The organism is Nostoc sp. C96 (assembly GCF_059384975.1).
Map to the genome: position 1 here is coordinate 6091590 of NZ_CM182020.1, position 24139 is coordinate 6115728.

Consider the following 24139-nt stretch of genomic DNA (forward strand, 5'->3'; position numbering starts at 1 on the left):
GCTGTCTAAGTTTTCTCATCTACCTATGTCCTAATACTTTGGTTGTTGTTCCAAAATTTGTTGATAAAAACTTTCTAAACCTTTTACACAAGCCTGGTCATCAAATAGTAGATGATGATTCTGACTTATTTGTGCGGCTATGTTGTTTCGCCAAGTTGAGTCTAGACCTAGTTTAACGGCGATATCAATATATTCTGCTGCATTTTGCGCGATGGTGTCGGTTACTCCCAGCATTTTAAGAAAGCTATCGGAGTGACGACCACGCATAAATTCTCCTGGACAAGTGACAATGGGAAGATTACAAGCGATCGCTTCTAAGGTAGTATTACCACCAGACCACGTAAAAGTATCCAGATAAACATCTGCAAGCAAGTTAATCATCAAATAGTCTAAACGTTCTGGGATACTCAAAAATACACAGTAATCTTCACTATTCAAATTAACCGCAGCAAAGGCGCGTTGTAATCGTGGCTGGAGTAAAGTTCCTCGCAAAAATACAAATTTCGCTGGCGGAACACGACGCGCAATTTCAGCCAAAGTAAAATCATATTGTGGTAAATATTTAAACGGTGCTTGGCAACATAAATAAATTACCGCATCATCTGGAAGTTGGAAATCTGAGCGAGTTTTGATAATTGGGGGAATATACGGTTTGGGGTAAGATACACCAATATTTGGTAAGCGAATTAGTTTCTCAGAATAATGTGCTTGTGCATTTTCTGGTTCCATTAACTCGCTAGATAAAAAATAATCAATTGTTGGTAAACCAGTTGTGACAGGATGTCCCCAAGCTACACATTGTACAGGTGCAAGCCGCAGTCCAGCAATTTGCATAGTTTGCGGGTTCATGCCAATTTCAGGAAACACTAAAATATGTAAATTATCAGCAATTATTTGTTCACAAACACCTGGCAAATTATGAGGAATATGGTGGAAAACATCGCTATATTCTTGAAATTGTTCTGTTACTGGATCTGGTTCGTTACCTGTATAGTAACAGTAAATTTCAAAGAGTTGATGATTACAGTAGCGCAGCCAACCAGTTAACCATAATGTACCGCTATAAGAATGTAAGAACTGGGAAACATAGCCAATGCGAATTTTTTGCTGTGGCTGGAGATTTGGTATAGATAAAGGCGCAACCCATTGGGGATAATTTGCCGCCATGATTTTATGGACTAATTGTCCATATTGACTTTGCAAATCTCGATCATTTTGTGCTTGATAAGATAGATAAAAGTTTGTTAGCCGACCTATACCAGCTAAGGCATTATTTTTTGCTTCTGGAGTATTTAGGCTTGTTTGTGCAATTAAATCTTGTAATCCCTGGATATAGCGCTGGCGATAAAAATTTATTTCATTTTCATGATCATAAATACTGGGAACTGTTAAATATTTCAGCAGTTTAAAAGTATAATCATCAGGTATCCATTTACAAGCATTCTCAGCACTAGCAATTGCTTCTTTGGTGCGTCCATTACGACGCAAGTCAATAATTAGCGAAAAATGTAAGCTACCTTCAGTAGGGTATAATGCGATCGCCTGATTCAGCGTTGCATAATATGCCTCTGTTTGCTGTAAACTTCTGTAGCAATGAATTAAATTACCATATATATCTAAACTATAGATTTGAAATTCTAGCAGTTTTTGATATTGTGCGATCGCAGCTTGCCATTGTCCTTCTTGGAATAACTTATTAGCCAAATCATAAATAAGTTGAACTATCGATATATTACAGAATTCATCTATTGTATATTTTGGAATATTGTCGGCTGGCGAATAACTTAAATCTTCCCTATTACCATCATTTAAAATAATTTGAGCAGATATCATTTCCCAACATTCAGCATCTAAACTGTCAATTAGAGAAATTTCACATCCTGTACTACTTATATCAGAATCATCTGACATCAAAAGATTCATCAATACGCCAGATAATACTAAATTAGCGATATCTTCAGTAACATTACTACTATCTATAATTAAATTTATCCTATTACTATCAGGATGATGGTTCACCGTTTGAATCACCCTTTCTAAGTTTAAGCAAAGAGACTCTTCTGGCTGTGACCAATCAGGAAAGATAATTACATTGATATTACTTGTATTCAGGTTCTCTGAATCATTGATGGATTCCTTTTCTGTGCTAATCAATATAAATTCTCCGATTTTTAAATATTATCTAAACAGATTTTGAGAATAACCATGAAATTTTAGTGTGTATTAAAGCAATACGTAACGCAGCACTAAATACGATGCGTTACGGCTAATTATCATTTTCTGGAACTGCCAAATTTTTGCATATCCGAAACACACCTTACTTAACTCTGTAAAACACAGAGTTGATTAATCAAGCTTTCTAGTTCGCAAGCTGGTAGTGATTCTATAGATAATTCTGCTAAAACCGCTTTATCTTCATGTTCCAAAATAATTCGGCTGTTGAGACGGGGTAATAAAGCTTGCCACTGAATATCTGCTAAACTACCAACCAAAGAAATTTCTAGTCCCTCACTGATATCCAAATCTTCTTCCATCAGCAGATTCATTGTAATTCCAGAGAGTAACAGTTCTGCATCTGCAACAGAGATGTTACTTGTGTTGATTAGTAGAGTGGTTTTCTGGCTATCAGGATAAGTTGCGATCGCTTTAATTACAGATTCTAACTCTAAACCAACCACATCTTCTGATTGCGACCAATCAGGAAAAACAATTAGATTAATTTCCTTAAGATTTAAAGATAGCAGACTAGCATTAATCAAAGTAGAACTGACTAGACTCGCCATTTTTGACCAAGAAAATTTTTGTGCTTGAACCAAACCAGCCTCAATTAATGCTTGACGAATACTAGGCTTCTGCACATCACATAAAGCATTCGCTAGTCCGTTTATATCATCATCATTCACATATATTACCGCCTCTCCTCCAACTTCAGGAATTGAAGCATTCGGACAAGTAATTACTGGACACCCACAAGCCATTGCTTCAACAATTGGCATTCCAAAACCTTCATATTTAGAAGGATAAACCAAAGCCACCGCACCAGAATAAGCTGTTGCTAACTCTTCATCACTAAGCTGCAACATATAAACATTACTACCTGAAGTACAATCTCTAAACTCATGTGCTAATATTCCACCACTACCTGTACAAATAATATCAAATCCATAACTACTAGCTAGTTGCGAAAATGCTTGAAAGAATAACATACTATTCTTATAACCATTTCCTGTACCAATTAAAATAAAGTAAGGTTTTGTAATGCCATATTTAGATTTAAATACATTAACTTCCTCAAGTTTACTTGGCGAAAAAGTACTACTCACTCCACAATGAGCTACAGCAATAGACTCTACAGGTATCTCAGGGAAACAGTTTGATAAATCATGCGCTGTATGCTCTGAAATTGCTATGTAAGCCGATGCGTGCTGGATACCTTGATGTTTCACCTGCCACATGGGATTATCCATATTCCATCCCATCACTTCTGGAATCATGTCATAAGCCATGAATACAGAAGGTGTGGTTAATGGAGTAGTGTAATAAGAAGAGATAAATAAATCTGCGCCTTCATCATCACAGATTTGTTGAAGCATCTGTTTATCAGCTTCAGTATTGTTATAGTCATAATTGACAATATCTAAATACCTAACTCCAAAAATTTTCGGTGCAGTACCGCCACGATCAAGAACAACAATATGATTAGCAAATCCATTGGTTGCCCATTCTTCTAATAATGACTTCCAGACACGCGCAATACCAGTTTGGTAGAGTTGAAAAAATATGCCATCAACAACAATTTTCGGAACCCTTTGTTTAAAGGTATCTAACTTTTTAAACCATACACCTGTGTAATCAATTGTGTGTAGATTAAATCTCGCTTTTTTTTGATGTTCAAACTCATGTATTGCTTTCTTACAACCTTCCCAATGGCCATAGTCATCTATCTGAATTCTGCCATGAGGAACAATACTCTCATAGAGATTATTAAAAATGTCCATTGTTGATTCATACCAATCTCCATCAGCATGTAGAAAAGCAATACTGCCGATCTGGGACTTATACTGAGGTAATGTTTCTGCAAATAAACCTTTTACGGGTACAACAATATCCTGGACATTTAAACGTTGACAGATGGATTCTAAGTATTCTGCTATTGGAGCTTTTAAAGTACCAACACCATAGCCTGTGAGATTTGCAGGTGTTCCATTACAGGAGTCAAATTCAGTCGGTTCTGGCATTCCTTCAAAAGTGTCGCAAGCATATAGCAATCTTGAGCATAAACTGTAGCGTTGGATAATAACTGCTAAAAGTGCTGCTGCTCCTCCTTTATAACTTCCGCACTCCACAAAATTGCCAGGTATATTTTCTAAACAAACTTGCTTCGCTAGAGAGTAAAGTGAATATAGCCGAGCTTCGCTCAGGAGAGTATATGGTCTGATAACATCTAAAATCTCCTGAAACTCGTTTACTGATTGAGTCTCAGATATTCCACATACAGAATAATGTTGTAAATGCTTTGGTAAATTCCAATTAACTTTTGGATCAGGCTGATGTTGCACTGGTTCAACGTTTCCACGCCAAGCTACCCCCATAATTTGCATAGTTTGGTAGACCATTGTGTTCCACCCTTTCTGCTTGAAGTAGTCTAAGCCTTGGGCTACATCAGGAGAGTTTAAATCATGAAATAGAATCAATGCGTCAGGTTCTGCTAATTGTTCGCAGGCGATCGCATCATTGAGTGGCCCTGGTGCTTCATGATCACCGTCAATGAATATCAAAGACCACTTACGTTGCAATTGCTGGGCTAACTCATCTACTTTTTGTGGGCTGTAACCAGCCACAAGATTTACTGAATCAAAAATACCAGCAGCTTGTAAAGAATTTCTTACACTGTCATGAATATCTTGTCTGTCTAATAGAGGATCTACTACATCTAATTCAACACCTGCTAAAGCTAAATGACAGGCAGACCAACCAAGCCAACAGCCAATTTCTAAAGCTCTTTTACCCTTAAACTGAAGTGCTGTATTGTAGACAATATGTGCCTCATCTCGACTGAGAAATCCAATACTTGGTTGTCTCTGATCTACATACCAATTATGGGGAATCTCACTACGTAAATAAGGCCATTTACAAGTGCTTGGATCACCCACAATCATATTAGGGAAAAATTGGCTCGGTTGGATAATTTTTAAGCCTGGTGAAACATAATCTCCATCAGGTAATAATGCTCTTTCAACTACTGCCATCGTTTGTTCTAGCATCCGTTCTTCTCTAAACATCTCTTCTGCTCTTGCCTTGCACGCTTGACCAATTGAATAGCGTAACTGGTAATTAACTACCCAGTCTTCAAGAGTGCTGACTAATTCACTAACTGTGGCTTGTGGATCAACTTTAGGGTCAGTCAGCAGTTTACCTGTCTCACCCAATTCTTCAGGAATACCACTCACGGCTGAAGCAATGACTGGTAATCCTTTAGCCATCGCTTCCATAACACATAAAGGCATTCCTTCTAATACAGAAGGAAAAACAAAAATATCAGCAGTGTTCAGCCAATCTGAAACGTCAGAGCGCTGTCCTAAAAAAATAACTTTATTGCTTATTCCTAGTTGCTCAACTTCCTCTTTCAAGCTGATTTCCAGTTGTGGTTCAAAAATTCCAGCACCTATCCAAATAAAGTAAAGATTATTCCATATTGTGCTGTTGATTAGACGTTTAATTGCCTCTAATTGGAACTGATAACCTTTTCGTGTTTCTATGCGAGCAGCAGTGAAGCAAACTACCGCATCTGAAGGAATATTTAGTGATTGCCGCAAACTTTTACGTAAATCTAAATCACAATCAGTGAAATATTGTGGAGGTCGTCCGTAATATATAACTTCACCTAATTTTTTAGGTAGCTTAAACAGTTGGTGTAATAAATTTAAATTCTCAAATGAAACTGCAATTACTGACTTAGCTTTATTATAGTGATGAGATAAGTGTTCTAAATAAATTGAGAACTGCTCTGCTAAGTGAGGTTCAACAAGACCTTCAATAATAATGTAAGGTATACCAAGTTGAATAGCAATGTGTTTAATATTTAAATTAGCAAAAGGATTGGTATTACTACAAATAATTAAATCAGGCTGATTACCTGATGTTGCTAAAATTTGAGATAAATTTTGAATAACTTCTTGAGTTAAGCAAATATGCTCAATCCCTAGATGTTGTTGCTGGCTGATTACACTATCATTTACTGTAAAAGGTTGTAGACAAGTAACTCGATAACCTAATTTGGCTAATTTACATAAAAGTGCGTGATTGTATTGTGCAACTCCACCAACTCCCGGATCTTCTGTAGATAATAATATATGTTTATTCATATTTGTTAATTTACTGTTATGGGTTACATCCAACCAATATTTTTATTTTTTTGGTAGTAGTGAAATAAGCCTTAGCGATCGCTCTTACTTTGCTGCTTCTTGACATCTTCTAGAACAACTTTATAGTCTTGTCTGTCAGGATGCAGTTGCACTAACTTTTCCATCAACGTGATCGCACCTTTGGTATCCTTTAAATGCAATCGAGCTATAGCTAGTTTTTCTAAAGCAACTTGGTTGTTTGGTTCCCTTTGCAAAACTAGTTCATAACCCCGTGCTTGTTGCTGTAAAGAAGACTCAAGAGATACATTCTTTGTTGGAGGTTGCTGATGTGTTTGTTGTACTCCAGTAATCACCCCAAATACCGTAGAACCCACGAAAGATACTAAGCCTACTATCGTTAAAATCCTTTTCTTCTGCTCAATTTTCTTTTGTCGGGAAATAATATAATCATCCCCAGAATTAGGCATGTATCAATAGTTGCTGTCAGAAATACTGAGGTGCCAGCAAGCCTCCAGTTATGAGAGTACCCAGCACCTTTAAGAAACTATCATCGAAATTGTAAAGTTTTTATAATTGTTCAGTGGCATACCCAAGCAATGAAATACCTAGCTAGGCTGCTGTTTAATCTCTATGAGAAAATTAATTATTTATAAATTTTTGTAATAAAGATATCTACTGTTAGATGTTTGCGATATCTTTGATTACGTCTAAAGATACGCGGTAAACTCTCCTTCACCGTGTCTTCAAAACCTCAAACCAGCCGAAATCCTTGTTTTTCAAACCATTACTCACATACTGATGGCTGAGGTAGATAAAATTCTGTAACTTTAACTTGTGTTATCAGTGCAACTGTCAAGATGGCTCATTTTTTCGTTACGCATACACGATGACGTGTAAGGAAACTTCTCAGTTTTGTGGTGGTAATTACCGTACAAAACCGAATTTTCCCAAAAATAAGCAGTGTTTGTTATGGTATAGTTAGAAAGTTAAGACTAGCTTTACCAATTCCAACGCTCTACGCATCGATAACAATTGCCAAGCGGAAAGCAGTTTTGATTAAGCATTTACCCAAACGAAATCTGAATTCAATCTAGGTTATGACTCAGCAAGTAATTCACCCAATGGTGAAATTGCAGCGTAACGTGCAATCACTCGTAGAATCCAATATCATCAAACCAACTGATAGCATTTGGAAAATTGCCTTTCTCTATGGCAATGACTGGCAGCACTGGAAACAGGAACTGTTAGACTTTGGCTTCAGTATGCAAGACCCAATCAGTGAACTGCTATCAGTAGAAGCATGGGATGAAGAATAGGGAGTAAGCAAGGGAGACAAGGGGGAAATAATTATTTATTCCTCCCAACTCCCCAATTGCAACTCCCCAACCTATACCTTGCAAGCGGCTAATGCAGTAGCTAATTCCCTGGCAGTTTGATAGCGATCGCGTGGCAATGGCTCTGTAACACATTCAATCACCTCTCTGATTTGGGGTGTAATCGTGGGAGAGTTTGCCACATCAAACCGGAAATTTCGTCCTTTTTGGCGGAAAAATTTAAAAGGATTTTCCCCAGTCAGCAGAAAAATTAGTGTTGGCCCAATGGCATATAAATCTGATTGAATCAGAGGTTGTCCCCGTTCTTGTTCGGGGGCGCAATAACCTTCTGCACCAATTCGAGTGCCTGGTGTCGTGCCAATTTCTTTAACAGCACCAAAATCTAGCACCACTATATGATTATTGGCATTTCGCACCATCAGGTTAGCGGGTTTGATGTCACGATGAATTAGTGGTGGTTCTTGGCTATGCAAATAGTCTAAAATTTCGCAGGTTTGAATCATCCAGGCGATCGCTTGGCCGGGTGTTACAGGCCCAGTCATCTGAACACGTTTTTCCAAATCTTGCCCATGAACTAATTCCATAGCCAAGTATTTTTTCCCACCTTCCACAAAAAAGTCGTAATACTTGGGGATACCTGGATGATTTAGTGATTTCAGCGTATGAGCTTCCCGCTCAAATAATTCTTGAGCTTTAGCAATTTTCGCCATATCGGCGTTCATTTGCTTTAAGACCAAAAGTTGCGGATTTCCAGTCATCCAACCTTTTGTATCCCAAGCTAAATAAGTGGTACCCATACCACCTTGTCCTAATGTTCGCAACACCTGATACTGACGAATCGTCTGTTGCACGACTAGTGGTTGACCACAATGGATGCAAAACAAATTTTGTGAAGAATTACCTTCATGGGTACAAGTGTAAGCGGCTCTGGCAGGGTCATGACTTAAAGACACTGATGCAGCCAATTGTTCTTCTGCTGTACTACTTTCGGGTAATATTTCTTGAATTTGAAATTGCAGTATTGGCCCTCCCTGTGCCAGTTGCAGAACTGCATTATTAGGTAGTGGACTTTGAATTACTAAAATGCCATTGAGGAAAGTACCATTTGTACCTTGGCTATATATCTGCCAAGATTCATCATTGTTATCAGCACTGATTTGCCTGAGTTCTAGATGATGTCGGGAAACCAAACTATCGGATAAAACCACATGATTATCCGCCGCTCGACCAATGCGAATCACGGCGGAGTTATCAAAGCACCACTGTTTCAGAGGTGTTTTGTTTTGTGGTTCTAACAGTGTCACAATAACCACAATAAAACCTGCATAAAAAATAGGGAGTAGCAATTAACAAGTTAAAAATTAAAAGTAAAAAGGTAAAAGTCTTTTTACTTTTGACTTTTTACTTTTGACTTTCCATGTTTGGGCGGACTTTTGCCCGTACAAGTATTGCAGTAATGTTGTCATGACCATTTTTTTGGTTTGCCAAATCAATTAATTCATTAACACCCCGTTCTAGATTAGCGCCAGAACTTAGCAAAGGAAGTAAATGAGTATTCCAATGGGTTTCTAGTAAATCATTATCTGATAAACCGTCAGAAGCGAGAATTAGCAAACTATCTTCATTAATGTCAAAAAATTCAACATCAGGGTAGATGGCACTTTCGTCACGCGGCCCCAAAGCTTGCGTTAATTGATAAGCATCTGGACGTGCATAAGCTATGCTGGGTTCTACTCCTCGTGCAATTTCTCGCTGTCCAACTTCATGGTCTACGGTGATTTGTTCTAGCCCTCGTTTGCGAGTTAAGCGGTAGAGTCGGCTATCACCCACATGAGCAACTACTACTTCGGTATCCTGAATCAAGAGGATGACTAAAGTAGTACCCATACGCCCAACTCCCGAACGGGCATCTTGTTGATTTAACTGATAAATTGCTTCATTCGCCAAATAAACTGCCTCGCGCATATTTTCTTCAGTTGGGCGCTGATCAGTTGTCCAAAGTTCTTGGAAGTATTGCCGCACTGTGTTAACAGCCAATTCACTAGCTATTTCACCACCAGCATGGCCACCCATTCCATCGCAGAGGATATACAAACCACGGGCTTGGAAGACTCGGTTTTTAGGAAATTCTAGCTTTTCAACTTTCGTGTCAATCCCAAAGTAGTCTTCATTATGCTGACGCTGACGACCTACGTCTGTGCGTCCAACATCTTCTAGACTGCTTAATTGCATTGACAGCACAATGGTGGGTAAATCATCGCTTTTGCCAGCACTGTCTTCATCTCGTTCATTTTCTAACTGGATGATGGTGGGTGCAGTTGGATGTTGGTTGGCGGTTGGCGAAAAACTGGGAATTGGCGATGCTTCTAGTTCTGTGGCGATCGCTTCTAGGCGCGATCGCAACTGGGCAATCATTTGAATTTTCCCTAATTTTAAATCTTCAAAAATCTGCAATACCGCACCAAATTGCGTACGTTGAGACTGCCTAAATAACTCCTGCCAAATTTCACCCAACACTTTTACACTAAAAGGCTGTTCTGTCAGCGATAATGTCTCATCTTCAGTTTCGGCATTTACTTGTGCCTCAACCTCCCCATACAATCTTGCTAACGCTAGTGTTTGGTCTTCATCCAATCGCAGATTCGACAATTCCAGCAGACTTTGACGACATTTCATTGGTTCTAATACTGCCCAAAGCTGGGTCATTTGATAAAACCAATGTAAAATTTGTAACGAACTTGTGGTCTCTTCTTTCCAAAGTTCAATTAACCTTGGCCAATCAGAACGGTCTTCAATTAGCAAAATCAGGGTGTTACCTTCTTGCCAAGCATCGTGAATTATTGGTATTTCTGCTTGCCCTTTTGATTGTAATTGTACGTAAGCTTTAGCTAATCGAGGAATTTTAATTTCTCTGCCTGCGGATGTTAACAATCCTTGGTCTTGATTTTCTAATATTGCTTCAATAGGTGATATTTGATACGGTTGGCAATCCAAAACTCGCACACAAAATTCTGTCTGGGTTGTATTCTCTTCTGAGATGGGTAGAGGTTCTAACAGTTGATAACGTTGTTCTTTATCTATGTAAGAACCTGCTTTTAAAACATGTCTCGCAGCAAGCGGTACAGTATATTCCGTGGAAAGAGGTAAAGTTGGTAAATCATCCTGATCATCTTGCCAACTGCCTAATTCCCAGTCCCCGCTTCCTTCCTTTGTAATAATGGCCAACCAAATTTGCCCACATTCTGCACCGCAGTTATCACAACTTTGGGCATTTAATGGTACTTCTGTACCACATTCATGGCAAACCAGATGAGTTAAGGAGGTGCCACAGTTTTGACAAAATTTATTAGCTTTGGGGTTTTCAAATTTACACTGAGGGCAAATCAGCATAGTGGAAGTTCCTTATATTCCCGTTCCAAGGTGCTTCTAGCCACTAATATCCAAAGTGCCACAATTTAGTTGCCCCTGCCTACAGTAGACCTACAAGAGATTGTGGTTGCACCAGTGAATGTTGGTGGCAGTATTAATTGTGACGCATATTAGCTAAATATTTGAGATAACGCCAAATAAATTTTTGCTGATCAAATATCATAAGCAATATTGACTTTGCTCATAAATTTTCTTTTTACTTTTTACCTACTTGGGGATGCAATGGTAATTGGATAGTAAAACAGGTACGATTTGACCCGCTTTCTACCTCTATTGTTCCTGCTAATTGCTTAATTAATTTCTGTACTAATGCCAGCCCTAATCCTGTGCCACCTTGTTTCCACGGATCATTACTAGGAATCCGGTAGAATTTTTCAAAAATATGTGTTAATTCCGAACTGGAAATTTCTACACCCGAATTAATCACATGGAATTGGATATTTTGTAAGTTTAATTGGGTTGAAATAGTGATTTCTGCCTCTGAGGGGCTAAATTTACAGGCGTTAGTTAGCAGTTCTATGAAGATACGCTCTAGGCTAAAAGGGTCGCAAGCCAGTGGCGGGAGATTAGGTGTGATACTTAAAATCACCCTTTGCTTACATATAGCGCGATTACGTGCTTGAAATAACTCTACAACCCGCCAAAGCCATTGTTGGACGTGAATAGTTTCTAATACCCAAGGTGTCGCACTGGTATCTAACCGTTGTAAATCGAGAAAGTTATTAATCAGGTTGATTTCGCGATCGCACTCGTTATCTAAAATTTCAAAATAGCGAGATGCTTTTGAGCGTTCTGCTGCTGGCTTGGCCATTTCCCACAAAAAATTTTGTTCTTGGTGTAGGGCAATTCCTAGCATTTGAATCGCCATTTTCATATTTGTCAATGGTGTACGGAGTTCGTGAGAGACTGTACTGAGAAATTCTTCCTTGAGGCGACTGAGGCTTTCCATTTCTGCCAACTGAGCCTGCATTGTCGTTCGGCTGGTTTGTTGGCTAACTTCTTTCTGCTTGTAAGTGGTGATGTCTTGACACACCATCAGAATCACAGAACTGTTCTCAAGACAGTTTTGTTCAGGCGATATCTGGATTGTAGTTTTGACCCATGTAATTTTACTATCAGGGCAGTTTAGGCGATATTCTCCATTAATAGAGTCAGAGGGTTGAGCAGCACTGCAAAGCTCAATGAATACCTCAGATAGTTTTTCCTTGTCTGTTGGCTCAAACAAATTCAACACAGGGGTTTCGATTAATTGTTCAGGTGTGTAACCCAGACAGTTAGCTCCGAACTGGTTTACAGATAGAATTATTCCTGCTGCATTCAAACTCAGGTAAATCGTCGGTGTATTTTCATAGAGATGGCGATACCACTGGAGTTCTGCTTGTGTACGCCGTAGCATTTCTGCTGTGTACAGTTCTAAATCCGAGGTTCGTTCAGGCACAAGTTCCAAGCGAGCCGGAGGTGCTGACAAGGTATCTTGTTGTTGGCGGGTTTGATGCCAGAGCGATCGCTGATTAAAGCTCATAAGACGTAAACTTGTACCCAAGGGCTAAAGTTCATTAATAGGGAATAAAAAGAATTTATTATAATTTTTTTGGTTAGAGTTAGCCAATTCAAGCCATAAAAATCTGTTTCTAGTATTTAATGCTTTCTATTGATGGCTCACACCTACAGATGATTAATTACTTTTATTTACATCAATTTATTGATTTACCCGAACAATATATGTACTAAGAAAATTTAGACTTCTTAGTTCTAGAGTCAGAATATTTGTGAGGTAAGTTATGCAGCAATTTGAGTTCTGATGCACTCAAGTCGCGCCACTGGCCTAGTTGTAGTCCATCCAAGTTGAGATGGGCTATGCTCACCCTGATCAGCCGTAACGTTGGAAACCCTACAGCCGCAGTCATCCGCCGCACCTGACGATTTTTGCCTTCTGTTAAAGTCATTTCTAACCAGGCTGTCGGCACATTTTTACGAAATCTGATGGGTGGATGGCGATCGCCCACTGGTGGATTTTCGGGTAACAGCCTCACTTTTGCAGGTCGAGTGCGGTAATCTTGGATTTCTACACCCGTTTGCAATTTGGTTATAGCATCTGTATCGGGAATCCGCTCTACTTGTACCCAGTAAGTTCGCGGATGAGCAAAACGCGGATCAGAAAGTCGATGTTGCAATTTTCCATCGTTTGTCAACAGTAATAACCCTTCACTATCCCAATCCAAACGCCCCACAGGATAGACATCAGGTACATCAATATAATCTTTAAGGGTGCTATGGTTCGGTGTCTCCTGCGTAAATTGACTGAGGACACCGTAGGGTTTGTGAAAAATCAGATACCGAAAGCTAATAGTCATGAGATATTATCTATTTTTTCGCTACTCCTTAACTTTCCAACTGATAGTTAACAGAGGTTCGTGAGTGAAATTATGCAAAAAATTGGGAATTTTAATAAAAACCACATAAGTATGAGTTGATTATGCTGAACTCTAAGATTTGCAGACGTTCTTTCTTGTTCCTGGGAGGTGCTTCCCTAGTAAACGGATTGTCATTAGCACTCCCCGCAACTGCTCAAACTGTCCAAATAAAAAAAGCCAAGGTGAATGGGATTTCTTTCTACCAGACAATTATTGATCTTACTGACCCGCAAACCTTGATAACTATTGGTTTAGCCAAGAATGCAGCTTTTGCGAATACACAGCAGAAAAGTAGCGGTGATGAAGAATTTAGCAAAATGGTATCTCGTTATCGTGCCGCTGTGATTGCCAATGGCACGTTTTTCGCCAAAAATGCCCAGAAGACAGTCATGGGTAACATGGTAGCAGCAGGTAGATTTCTCAAGTACAGCCAATGGGAAAATTTTGGTACTACCTTGGGTTTGCGAGTTGGCAACCAACCAGAGATGATTACAGCACGGGTTGATGGTAAACCTGAATGGCATCAACATTGGTTTTCTCTCACCTGTGGCCCGCGATTGTTAAGACAGGGAAAGATTTGGCTCAACCCAGGACTAGAAGGATTTAAAGATCCTCACGTTTTAGGACAAGGCGCACGCACAGCAATTGGTTTCCCTGCCGATGGTAAAAAGTTGTTTTTGGTGAGTTTCGATGGTAGCTTAACTTTGCAACAAGAAGCGCAAGCCATGAAAGCAATAGGCTGTTATGAAGCCATGAACTTAGATGGTGGTGCGTCGAAAGCGTTAGCTGCTAACAATAAAATTTTAGTTCCAGCAAGTAGACCATTAACAAATGTCATTGTCGTTTATGATGGCAAAAATCCTGCTCCTACGACTTTAAAACAAGATTGGATGAGATTTCAAAAAGGCGATCGCCCGAAAATATCTGGTGTTTAGAAGGTGAGGTGCGATCGCTTTAACCCATACCTCATAAATTGTTAACCTCTTTGCTCTCCACCCTAAACAAAATGGTACAATCTACATCCATGCTAGGGGTGCCTAAATCATCAGGCTGAGATCACACCCTTAACACCTGAGTCTGGGTAATACCAGCGGAGGGAAGCTGTTTATTGAGGAATTTCAATCATGCGGAAAGAATGGGTTGCCAAGCGGCGTGGGCAGAGCAATGTAACTCAAATGCACTACGCACGTCAGGGTGTTATCACTGAAGAAATGCACTACGTTGCCCAGCGGGAAAATCTTCCTGCTGACCTGATTCGTGAGGAAGTAGCACGGGGACGGATGATTATCCCGGCTAACATTAATCACACCAACCTAGAGCCAATGGCTATTGGTATCGCCTCCAAATGTAAGGTAAATGCCAATATTGGTGCTTCACCCAACTCTTCCAATCTTCAAGAAGAAGTAGATAAATTGAAACTCGCGGTGAAATATGGCGCTGATACTGTGATGGACTTGTCCACAGGTGGCGGTAACTTAGATGAAATTCGCACCGCTATTATTAACGCCTCACCTGTTCCTATTGGTACAGTGCCAGTTTACCAAGCATTAGAAAGCGTCCACGGCACAATCGAAAACCTTACCGCTGATGACTTTCTCCACATCATCGAAAAACACGCCCAGCAAGGGGTAGACTATCAAACCATCCACGCTGGCATTTTGATGGAACATTTACCCCTCGTCAGAAGCCGCATTACTGGGATTGTGTCTCGTGGTGGTGGCATTTTGGCACGGTGGATGCTGCATCACCATAAACAAAACCCGCTTTACACCCACTTCCAAGACATCATTGAAATTTTCAAGAAATATGATGTTTCCTTCAGCTTAGGTGATTCCCTGCGTCCTGGCTGTACCCATGATGCTTCTGATGCTGCACAATTGGCAGAATTAAAAACCCTCGGACAGTTAACTCGCAAAGCTTGGGAACACAATGTACAGGTAATGGTAGAAGGGCCTGGACACGTCCCAATGGATCAAATTGAATTTAACGTCCGCAAGCAAATGGAAGAGTGTTCCGAAGCACCTTTCTATGTGTTGGGGCCGTTGGTAACAGATATTGCTCCTGGCTATGACCACATTACTTCTGCTATTGGTGCAGCAATGGCTGGTTGGTATGGGACAGCAATGTTATGCTATGTTACACCCAAAGAACACTTAGGACTACCTAACGCTGAAGATGTTCGCAATGGGTTGATTGCTTACAAAATAGCAGCCCACGCCGCCGATATTGCTAGACATCGCCCAGGTGCAAGAGACAGAGACGACGAACTCTCCCGCGCTCGTTACAACTTCGACTGGAACCGTCAGTTTGAATTATCCCTCGACCCAGAAAGAGCGAAGGAATATCACGACGAAACTTTACCCGCAGACATCTACAAAACGGCTGAATTTTGTTCAATGTGCGGGCCGAAGTTCTGTCCTATGCAAACTAAGGTTGATGCTGATGCGCTGACAGAACTAGAGAAGTTCTTGGCGAAAGAAAAGGTAACTCAAGTTTAAACGCAAAGGCACACAGAGGTAAACGCAAAGTATCGCTGAGAAAACTTTGCGTGACTCTGCGTTTACCTCCACAAACCTCTGCGTTCAAAAGCTAACTAGTTATGTCAGTATCGATAGTTTGGCAAATTAATAAACAGATGGAGCGATCGCATTTTCTAAATATCCCAGAAAGGCGATCGCTTTTTTATAAAATTACACTTCAGTGTTGAAATACAGCTGTGATGTCACCCTCAACATCTATACAGATCAACCTTTCAGAAGATATTTTAATATAGCATCAGGATAAGTTTAATTTTGGCTATTCTCACCAGACTAATATGATGCTGAATTTAGTTAGGTATTTTGCTACGATCGCTGTTTGATTGACCTAACTGTGATAGTGGTAAATTTATAATAAGTATGTTAACAAAACGCAAAAGCCGCAGTATTGCTGCTATATTAGCTTTTTCTGGTACGCTCACCGTTTCTGGATTACACAAGTTTTATTTGGGACAGCCGGTGTGGGGAATTTTGTATGTTCTGCTTTCTTGGACACCAATTCCCAAGGTGGCTAGTGCTATTGAAGGTGTCTGGTATTTAGCCCAAGATGAAGAAGCTTTTGACCGAAATTTTAATCAGGGTAAGTCACCTGTCAAATTTTCTCAACAAACGAGTAATCAGGTAGAAAGCATCGCCAAAGCTTTGCGTGAGTTAGATACACTCCGCCAAGATGGTTTGATTTCTGAATATGAATTTGAGCAAAAGCGCCGCCAGCTGCTCGACCAAATTTCTTGATACAAGTAAAGATGATGCAAAACTGGCTACCTTTAAACTTCAAGTTACAAAAACTCCGCGCCAAACTGCTCAATGATCCTTACTATCGGTTGCAATCTGGCGAAGAAATTCAAATAGCGGCGCAATTGGGTATTCGGATTGATGTGAATCAAGCGACGGTAGATGATTGGTTACGCTTACCGGGTTTGTCGATTCACCAGGCGCGATCGCTTGTGGAACTTTCCCGTTCTGGGGTTAAATTTTATTGTATCGAAGATATTGCAGCCGCTTTGAGTTTACCTGTGCAGCGACTCAAGCCATTAGAACCACTGCTGCATTTTGTTTACTATGACAATGAATCTCTGGTTCATTCGACCAATTTAGTTAACCCCAACACTGCTACAGTCGAGATGTTGGCGCAAACACCATTTTTTGATTTATCTTTGGCTCAAGCGGTTGTAGAAAATCGCCAAGTCAATGGACTATACCGGAATTTAGCTGATTTTCAGCAAAGATTGCAGTTGTCTGCCGAGGCGATCGCTCAGTTAATGTATTTTCTGCGATTTTAATTAATAGCTGGTTGCCATTTCTCATCTTATATTTAGTAAATATACACAGATTTATCAAATTATTTATTAATTAAAAGATCCCTGATCTTAAATCATTGATCCCTGACTTATTCAATCAGGCGATGGTGTCAGCTTTATAGCAATCTTCAGTTAGATTTAAATAAAAATTAATCATCGAACACCTACAATTAGGGACTTTCAGACACATTTCTGCTTCTGGAGTAGCTGACTTTTTTATGTCTTTGTTATGTCTAGCAATTAATCTCAGCTTTCTCTATCTTGCTGAAAATTGGGCATAAATTTTTTTGAATTTATGGCATAAATTTTTTTGAATTTATATAGTCTCCAATCAATTGTCAAAAAATGATGACATTTGTCTAGAGGTATTCATAAAAACTTATTTCCCAAAATATTTTATATATATATTCCCTTGGTTACAAAGTGTTAAGAAATTCTTATTAAAAAATATTGCTACTACTTGATTTTGTTGTTAACGTGTGTTTAGCGCGCTGCTGATCAATGCTCTGAATCTAAAAGAGGTAATAACTATGAGCCATATCTATGTCAGCCAATAGCGTAAAGTATTGATTTGCCATTTGGAAGGTAGAGAGAGGATTTCCGCAATGCAGATTGACACACAAATATCTGAGTTGCTAACAGCTGAGTTTTCCTCTGAAATTCAACAATAATCGATGATTTGTCTTACCCGCGAGAAACGAGTAGCTGTAATTGCGTCTATCTGCAAGCCAAAAACGCGGACTAAGACTTAAATTCTGGAGATGAAACTGATGAAGATTCAAGGTAATGTTGCTCTGATAACAGGGGCTTCTCGTGGTATTGGTAAAGCGATCGCCCTAGCGCTGGCGCAACAAGGAATGAAAAAGCTAATTTTAATAGCGCGCGATCGCCAAAAGTTAACTCAAGTCGCCCAAGAAATCGAAGCGCTGGGAACAGAAGCTGTCATCATGACACTAGATTTAACCCGCGCCACTGAAGTAAATATTGCTGTAGCGCAACTATGGCGCAATCATGGCCCAATTCATCTACTCGTTAACTGTGCAGGAGTTGCATATCAAACTTCATTCTTGCGTTCTAAACTTTTTCAAGTGCAAGAAGAACTCTCGGTGAATTTGTTGGGAATGTATACCCTAACTAGTTTGATAGCGCGACGGATGGCTAGTCAAAGACAAGGGACAATTGTCAATGTCTCTAGTTTAATGGGGAAAGTCGCTGCACCGACGATGGCAACATATTCAGCCACCAAGTTTGCCATCTTAGGATTTACCCAAGCCTTGCGTCAGGAACTAGCCGAGTACAATATTCAAGTCAAAGCCTTATTACCTTCTCTCACCGACACAGATATGGTGCGCGACTTGCAACTATTCCGTTGGGTGATCCCGATGACACCGCAACAAGTAGCGCAAGCATTGATAGTTGGATTGCACAATGATGCACCAGAAATTTTAGTAGGATGGCAAAGTCATTTAGCTGTGTGGTGTCAACGCCTCGCCCCTTGGTTGCTGGAGTTGATTTTAAAAATCGCCGCACCACCAAAAAAGCAGCAGTTTGAAGAAAGACCAAGCTTATTGAGCAGAATTAATCGTTTCTGTGATGTTTTGCTATCAAGAAACGTGACTCCCTTAGCATCTGCACGTAAGTCTTAAGAGATTCTGGGACGCGATCGCCTACTGCAACAATAAAGATACAGTATGAGGGATGAAAAGTTTTATTCCTCATACTTTATGCTTTCCTTCCCTACAACTGTCCCACCAGAAATTATTGATGGCTTACCAAATATTTCTGGCTGGGAAAATGAGGTGCTTGCTGTAGTCAATCACAACGAACCCGTTTTTTTACCCGCAACTAATATCAAGTTAGAGGATGTTAATGCAGTATTTGCGATCGCCTTACACATGCACCAGCCAACTATCCCCGCAGGATACAACGGCGAACTGATCAGCAATCTGCAATATATGTTTGAACATCCTAACGAAGGCGATAACCACAACGCTGCGCCTTTTGCTTATTGCTATAGCCGGATGGGTGATTTTATTCCCGAACTCGTCAGTCAAGGTTGCAATCCCCGCATCATGTTAGATTACTCTGGCAATTTGTTGTGGGGATTGCGTCAGATGGGACGCAACGATATCCTCGACAACCTCAAACGAATTACTTGCGATCCTACTTATCAACCTTACGTTGAATGGTTGGGAACAATGTGGAGTCATGCGGTTGTTCCTTCCACACCAATACCTGATATTAAATTACATATTATTGCTTGGCAACAACATTTTGCAGCTATTTTTGGCTGGGAAGCATTGGCGCGAGTCAAAGGTTTTTCGCCACCAGAAATGCACCTACCAAATCACCCCGATACTCTATTTGAATTTATTAAATCACTCAAAGAATGCGGTTATCGCTGGTTACTAGTCCAAGAACATTCTGTAGAAACAATTAATGGCGAATCTTTAAGTTACAAACATCTACCAAACCGCTTAATAGCACGTAATTCCCAAGGCGAAACAATTAGCATCACCGCTTTAATTAAAACTCAAGGTTCTGATACAAAATTAGTTGCTCAAATGCAACCATACTACGAAGCGAAAACCCTCTCCAAACAACAAGTAGGAAATGTCTTAATTCCACCAATTGTTAGTCAAATTGGTGATGGTGAAAATGGCGGCGTAATGATGAATGAATTTCCCAGTGCTTTCAAACAAGCTTGGTGGGATATGGTTAATCATGGCGGTGGTAAATCCGGCGTTGTCGGTGTGTGCGGTACAGAATATTTAGAATTAATTGAAGCAGCAGGTTGCAACCCACAAGATTATCCGGCTTGTCAACCGGTAGGACAAAATCAAATTTGGCAGAGAGTTGCACCCGATAATTGTCACCCGGAAGCTGTAGAAAATGCCATCAAAGAATTAAAACAAATTAATCCTAACTTCCATGTAGATGGGGCTTCATGGACAAATCATATTAGTTGGGTAAAAGGATATGAAAATGTGTTGTCTCCAATGAACCAACTTAGCAGTTTATTTCATGAAAAAGTAAATAAATCACTGCTAAATGGTGAATCTGAAACGATTACAAAACAATCTCAATACCGCCAGACATTACTATATAATTTCTTGCTGCAAACTAGCTGTTTTCGTTATTGGGGACAAGGTACTTGGACAGACTATGCCAGAGAAATTTATCAACGTGGGGAGACTTTATTGCAAGCAAATTTATAAACTACAACAGTAGGGTGGACATGATAATATTCACCCTACAAGCTTTCTTGTGAATTTATTTTCTTCTCTTACATCCTACTCTACTCTTGGGAAACACCTAGGCACCGGGAAGCTACTTCTTGTTTATACGTTCTTTACGCTTTATTTAAAAATATTTATGTAATCTCACGGTGGGTTAGGAGTAAAATAAATTTAAATTTAGTTTAGATAATCAAATTTAAATTTTTATATAAAAACTCAGCGAGAGTAACAAAATGTTGTGGCAAAAATGGCAACTATTGTTAGGAACTGTGGCACTAGTGTTTCCATTAACGTTTAGTTTAGCTCACGCCAGGATCAGGATAAATGCAGCGATCGCAGCCAAAGCTATTGCCCAAAATTCTATCCCTAATCAACGTCAACACCGTACTGCACTGATTATTGGCAATTCCAATTACAAATTAGCAGACACATTAGCTAATCCTGTCAACGATGCTACAGATATTGCTAACTCCTTACAGCAATTGGGATTTGATGTCATACTCCTCAAAGATGCAGATTTGCGACAAATGGAAGAAGCACTTGAAAGCTTTAATCGCCGTTTGCGTCAGGGAGGAGTGGGACTCTTTTACTATGCAGGACACGGACTACAAGTAGACGGAGAAAATTATTTAATACCTATAAATGCGCGGCTGGAAAGAGAACAAGATGTACGTTACGAAGCGATGGCGATGGGTAAAGTACTAAACGTCATGGAAGATGCGGCTAACGATGCTAACTTTATTATTTTAGATGCCTGTCGAAATAATCCCTTCTCTCGTGAATGGCGTTCTCTACAACGCGGTTTAGCTACACCAGTACAAGCTGTTAAAGGTACACTCATTGCTTATGCTACTGCACCCGGAAAAGTTGCCTTAGATGGAGATGGGCGCAACAGCCCCTACACTACAGCTTTGTTGCGTAATATCAAGACTCCCAGCCTAGATGTTGAGCAAATGTTTAAACAAGTGCGGGCTGATGTACTCCAAACAACTGATGGTAAACAAACGCCTTGGGAATCTTCGTCTTTGGTTGGTTCTTTTGCTTTCAATCTGACAAATGATATTAAAAGAGATAATTTGAAACCTTCTACACCTCAACCATCTCCTTTGACTCCAGCAAATTCACAAGGAAAAATAGCTTTTATCCAACCGCCGAGTTTAGTTGAGGTAACGATTAGTTATAGTCGAATTAAAACCTTGGGAGCCACCTATTACTTTACAGTTCACTTACCAGAAAATGCTGGAAGCACATTGCAACAAATTACAATTAACCAGCCTGAAAGTGCAGAATATATTCGCTTTAATCTCAACGAGAGTGTCGCTTTTAAAGGGACGCGTTCGCAAAAAGGAGAAAAACTAGAATTAAAAGATATTAGCAGCGACGAAAGAACCCAAACTGTATCGTTTACTTTTGATCCTCCTGTATCTCCTGGTAGTGAAGTTACCATTGGTTTAAAAGCTCTGCAAAATCCTCAAAGAAATGGTGTTTATGTCTTCGGTGTTACAGCATTTCCAATGGGTGAAACATCCAGTGGGCAATTTCTAGGTTTTGGTAAATTTCATTTTATCAGCACATCTAATACTAATTTGTAATTAATAATCTTCTAGGTTTTTTTCTCGGTATTACTAACATCTATACTTTATACTAAAGGCAAAAGTATTTTAAATTCTGACCCCACACCTACTTGAGAACGGAAATCTAATTTACCACCATGTCTCGCTGTAATAATTCGGTAACTAACACCTAAACTAGTTTCGATATCAGCCCGTTTCTCGGTAGAAAAAGAATCCAAAATTTGTTTTTGAGATTCTTCCGACATCCCTGGACTATTGTCAACAATGCTAATGCAAACCCAACGAGAATCTGGCGCATTTGGTTGGTTTGCTGTTTGTGAAATAACGGCTGTAGTAATGACAATTTGAGGTTGGTTGCTATTATTACAACTTTCTTGTTGAAATTGCTGTCTCACTGCTTCATCTAATAAACCATCCACCGTTTGACTAAAAATATTCATTAATACTTGGTGTAATTGCCCCATAAAACAAGAAACAGGGGGAATCTTACCATATTTTTTCACAATCTCAATCTCTCCTTTTAAACGACTCTTCAGGAGAAGGATAATCCCATCTATACAAGCATTAATATCTACTGGTTTGGGATAAATTTCATCAATATGACAGAAATTTTGTAAACTGGTGACGAGTTTTTTTAATCTTTCTGCACCAGTGTGGGCGCTTGTCAAAGCTTTACCTAAATCTTCTTCTAAAAAATCAAATTCAATTTCGTCTTTAAGATAATTAATAGCAGCGGAACTCTGGGGGAAATCTTCAGCGTAAGCTGCTATTAACTTCAGTAAATCTTGACTATATTTAGAGATGTACGTTAAATTTCCCCAAATAAATCCTACAGGGTCTAAAATTTCATGAGCTACGCCATCAACTAACCGCCCTAAGCGTGCCATTTTATCATTTTGAATCATTTGTGCTTGGCTACGTTCGTAGCGTACCTGAGTTTCAATTCCTCGAATTTGCCAAGCAGCTAGATTCAAATCATGAATATCTAATAATTTGTAAGTATTTGTCTCTGTTTGCACAACAACAGGTTCAGCAAAAAGTTCAGGCGATCGCTTGAGTGTATGCTGCATTGCTGTTAAGATTGTTGTCGTCTCTGGCAACAGTAAAATTTCTGTGCGTGCATAGCTGTAAAGCTCGCGTAAATTAGCTTTAGCAAATAACTCTTGTCCGAATGGGCGAATGAAAAATTCTAGTATTCTGCGGCGAGAAATCATTCCCAAGAATTTTCCTCTTTCTATCAACACTACTCCTGGTAATTGTGGGTATTGTTCCAAATAATTGGCTACTTCAATACATGTACAACTCATATCTACACCAAAGTTGTACATCGGTAGTTCTTGGAGATTTGACTCTAAACTGAGGTAGTGATTACTGGCAATAGATAAAACTGGTGGTGAGATTAAAGAAGTGAATTCTGGTGACACTGGCAACCCTGATATATATAAGTTTTAAAGAGTAATTAATAAATAAAATGCTGATATTTTAAATTTGACTGAGTAACTCTTTAGCACTAAATATTACTATATGGTGCAAGTTAAACAGACAGAAAAGGTTGATAAATGGCAAATTGACAACCTCACACGCTATTTTTATGTGTACAGTTCGACTTGAATCTTTATTTTATTAACAGATGAATAATTTAAACAACTTAATTCATCAAAATATTAACTAATAATAACAAAAATGATAATTTGCCAGATTTTAGGCAGTAGTAGCCGTGAAAATACTTGGAGTCTTTTTGAGAATTAGCGTCATACATAATGTTTACTAAAAATATTCCAAATTGGTATTGCCGTTTGCTATTTTCTGTAGTAGAAATCAACCACGACTGATCTTTAATTTACCAAAAGTAAGTTAAAACACGGATATCAGTAACTAAGCGTGATCCCCAAATGTTTAAACTCTGTAAATCCTTGATGAAAATGCGTGGAAGATAACACAAAAAT

16 protein-coding genes and 1 riboswitch are annotated in these 24139 nt (G+C 39.4%); of the genes, 8 read left to right on the forward strand and 8 right to left on the reverse strand.

Going from position 1 to position 24139, the window contains the following annotated elements; all coding sequences use genetic code 11:
- Positions 1 to 30 precede the first annotated feature (30 nt).
- From AC504W_RS25960 to AC504W_RS25970, 3 genes are all read right to left on the reverse strand, one after another.
- Positions 31 to 2154: an O-linked N-acetylglucosamine transferase, SPINDLY family protein gene (locus AC504W_RS25960; RefSeq protein ID WP_494875099.1), complete on the reverse strand. Its 2124-nt coding sequence runs from the start codon at positions 2152 to 2154 to the stop codon at positions 31 to 33.
- A gap of 167 nt (positions 2155 to 2321) precedes the next feature.
- Positions 2322 to 6365 carry a glycosyltransferase gene (locus AC504W_RS25965; protein ID WP_494875100.1) on the reverse strand — a complete coding sequence of 1348 codons (4044 nt, stop codon included), beginning with the start codon at positions 6363 to 6365 and terminating at the stop codon, positions 2322 to 2324.
- Between the two features lie 71 nt (positions 6366 to 6436).
- Positions 6437 to 6832, reverse strand: coding sequence for a tetratricopeptide repeat protein (locus AC504W_RS25970; protein WP_494875101.1), 396 nt, complete (start codon positions 6830 to 6832; stop codon positions 6437 to 6439).
- 630 nt (positions 6833 to 7462) lie between these two features.
- Here AC504W_RS25970 and AC504W_RS25975 point away from each other — a divergent pair.
- Entirely contained in the window at positions 7463 to 7681 is a 219-nt protein-coding gene (locus AC504W_RS25975; protein WP_096581264.1) for a DUF4327 family protein, read from the forward strand.
- Positions 7682 to 7752: 71 nt separating this feature from the next.
- Here the strand turns inward: AC504W_RS25975 and AC504W_RS25980 are convergent, their stop codons facing one another.
- The 4 genes from AC504W_RS25980 to AC504W_RS25995 form a co-directional block, all read right to left on the reverse strand.
- The gene (locus tag AC504W_RS25980; RefSeq protein WP_494875102.1) at positions 7753 to 9012 is read right to left on the reverse strand and encodes a protein kinase domain-containing protein; all 1260 of its coding nucleotides are present in this window, start codon (positions 9010 to 9012) and stop codon (positions 7753 to 7755) included.
- A gap of 88 nt (positions 9013 to 9100) precedes the next feature.
- Positions 9101 to 11089, reverse strand: coding sequence for a serine/threonine phosphatase (locus tag AC504W_RS25985; protein WP_494875103.1), 1989 nt, complete (start codon positions 11087 to 11089; stop codon positions 9101 to 9103).
- A gap of 235 nt (positions 11090 to 11324) precedes the next feature.
- Positions 11325 to 12650, reverse strand: a complete 1326-nt coding sequence (locus AC504W_RS25990) for a PAS domain-containing sensor histidine kinase (protein WP_494875104.1) — start codon at positions 12648 to 12650, stop codon at positions 11325 to 11327.
- A gap of 205 nt (positions 12651 to 12855) precedes the next feature.
- Positions 12856 to 13482 carry an rRNA large subunit pseudouridine synthase E gene (locus tag AC504W_RS25995; RefSeq protein ID WP_494875105.1) on the reverse strand — a complete coding sequence of 209 codons (627 nt, stop codon included), beginning with the start codon at positions 13480 to 13482 and terminating at the stop codon, positions 12856 to 12858.
- Between the two features lie 122 nt (positions 13483 to 13604).
- Here AC504W_RS25995 and AC504W_RS26000 point away from each other — a divergent pair, with 122 nt between their 5' ends.
- From AC504W_RS26000 to AC504W_RS26030, 7 genes are all read left to right on the forward strand, one after another.
- Positions 13605 to 14477: a phosphodiester glycosidase family protein gene (locus AC504W_RS26000; RefSeq protein WP_494875106.1), complete on the forward strand. Its 873-nt coding sequence runs from the start codon at positions 13605 to 13607 to the stop codon at positions 14475 to 14477.
- An 84-nt stretch (positions 14478 to 14561) separates the two neighbouring features.
- Positions 14562 to 14658: riboswitch (TPP riboswitch) on the forward strand.
- An 8-nt stretch (positions 14659 to 14666) separates the two neighbouring features.
- A complete protein-coding gene (gene thiC / locus AC504W_RS26005) occupies positions 14667 to 16040 on the forward strand; it encodes a phosphomethylpyrimidine synthase (protein WP_494875107.1) in 1374 nt (457 codons plus the stop codon).
- Between the two features lie 399 nt (positions 16041 to 16439).
- Positions 16440 to 16814 carry an NINE protein gene (locus AC504W_RS26010; protein ID WP_494875108.1) on the forward strand — a complete coding sequence of 125 codons (375 nt, stop codon included), beginning with the start codon at positions 16440 to 16442 and terminating at the stop codon, positions 16812 to 16814.
- A 14-nt stretch (positions 16815 to 16828) separates the two neighbouring features.
- Positions 16829 to 17362, forward strand: coding sequence for a ComEA family DNA-binding protein (locus AC504W_RS26015; protein ID WP_494878770.1), 534 nt, complete (start codon positions 16829 to 16831; stop codon positions 17360 to 17362).
- Positions 17363 to 18150: 788 nt separating this feature from the next.
- Entirely contained in the window at positions 18151 to 19026 is an 876-nt protein-coding gene (locus AC504W_RS26020; protein WP_494875109.1) for an SDR family NAD(P)-dependent oxidoreductase, read from the forward strand.
- A gap of 78 nt (positions 19027 to 19104) precedes the next feature.
- A complete protein-coding gene (locus AC504W_RS26025) occupies positions 19105 to 20598 on the forward strand; it encodes a glycosyl hydrolase family 57 (protein WP_494875110.1) in 1494 nt (497 codons plus the stop codon).
- 254 nt (positions 20599 to 20852) lie between these two features.
- A complete protein-coding gene (locus AC504W_RS26030) occupies positions 20853 to 22211 on the forward strand; it encodes a DUF2808 domain-containing protein (RefSeq protein WP_494875111.1) in 1359 nt (452 codons plus the stop codon).
- Between the two features lie 47 nt (positions 22212 to 22258).
- Here the strand turns inward: AC504W_RS26030 and AC504W_RS26035 are convergent, their stop codons facing one another.
- Positions 22259 to 23617 (reverse strand): sensor histidine kinase, encoded by a 1359-nt coding sequence (locus AC504W_RS26035; protein ID WP_494875112.1) that lies wholly within the window; start codon positions 23615 to 23617, stop codon positions 22259 to 22261.
- Positions 23618 to 24139 lie beyond the last annotated feature (522 nt).

What these genes read in the sequence shown, in the direction of transcription:
- AC504W_RS25965 (WP_494875100.1), bottom strand. Translation starts at nt 6,365, where the DNA reads ATGAATAAACATATATTATTATCTACAGAAGATCCGGGAGTTGGTGGA.
- AC504W_RS25970 (WP_494875101.1), bottom strand. Translation starts at nt 6,832, where the DNA reads ATGCCTAATTCTGGGGATGATTATATTATTTCCCGACAAAAGAAAATT.
- AC504W_RS25975 (WP_096581264.1), top strand. Translation starts at nt 7,463, where the DNA reads ATGACTCAGCAAGTAATTCACCCAATGGTGAAATTGCAGCGTAACGTG.
- AC504W_RS25985 (WP_494875103.1), bottom strand. Translation starts at nt 11,089, where the DNA reads ATGCTGATTTGCCCTCAGTGTAAATTTGAAAACCCCAAAGCTAATAAA.
- AC504W_RS25990 (WP_494875104.1), bottom strand. Translation starts at nt 12,650, where the DNA reads ATGAGCTTTAATCAGCGATCGCTCTGGCATCAAACCCGCCAACAACAA.
- AC504W_RS25995 (WP_494875105.1), bottom strand. Translation starts at nt 13,482, where the DNA reads ATGACTATTAGCTTTCGGTATCTGATTTTTCACAAACCCTACGGTGTC.
- AC504W_RS26000 (WP_494875106.1), top strand. Translation starts at nt 13,605, where the DNA reads ATGCTGAACTCTAAGATTTGCAGACGTTCTTTCTTGTTCCTGGGAGGT.
- thiC (WP_494875107.1), top strand. Translation starts at nt 14,667, where the DNA reads ATGCGGAAAGAATGGGTTGCCAAGCGGCGTGGGCAGAGCAATGTAACT.
- AC504W_RS26010 (WP_494875108.1), top strand. Translation starts at nt 16,440, where the DNA reads ATGTTAACAAAACGCAAAAGCCGCAGTATTGCTGCTATATTAGCTTTT.
- AC504W_RS26015 (WP_494878770.1), top strand. Translation starts at nt 16,829, where the DNA reads ATGCAAAACTGGCTACCTTTAAACTTCAAGTTACAAAAACTCCGCGCC.
- AC504W_RS26020 (WP_494875109.1), top strand. Translation starts at nt 18,151, where the DNA reads ATGAAGATTCAAGGTAATGTTGCTCTGATAACAGGGGCTTCTCGTGGT.
- AC504W_RS26025 (WP_494875110.1), top strand. Translation starts at nt 19,105, where the DNA reads ATGCTTTCCTTCCCTACAACTGTCCCACCAGAAATTATTGATGGCTTA.
- AC504W_RS26030 (WP_494875111.1), top strand. Translation starts at nt 20,853, where the DNA reads ATGTTGTGGCAAAAATGGCAACTATTGTTAGGAACTGTGGCACTAGTG.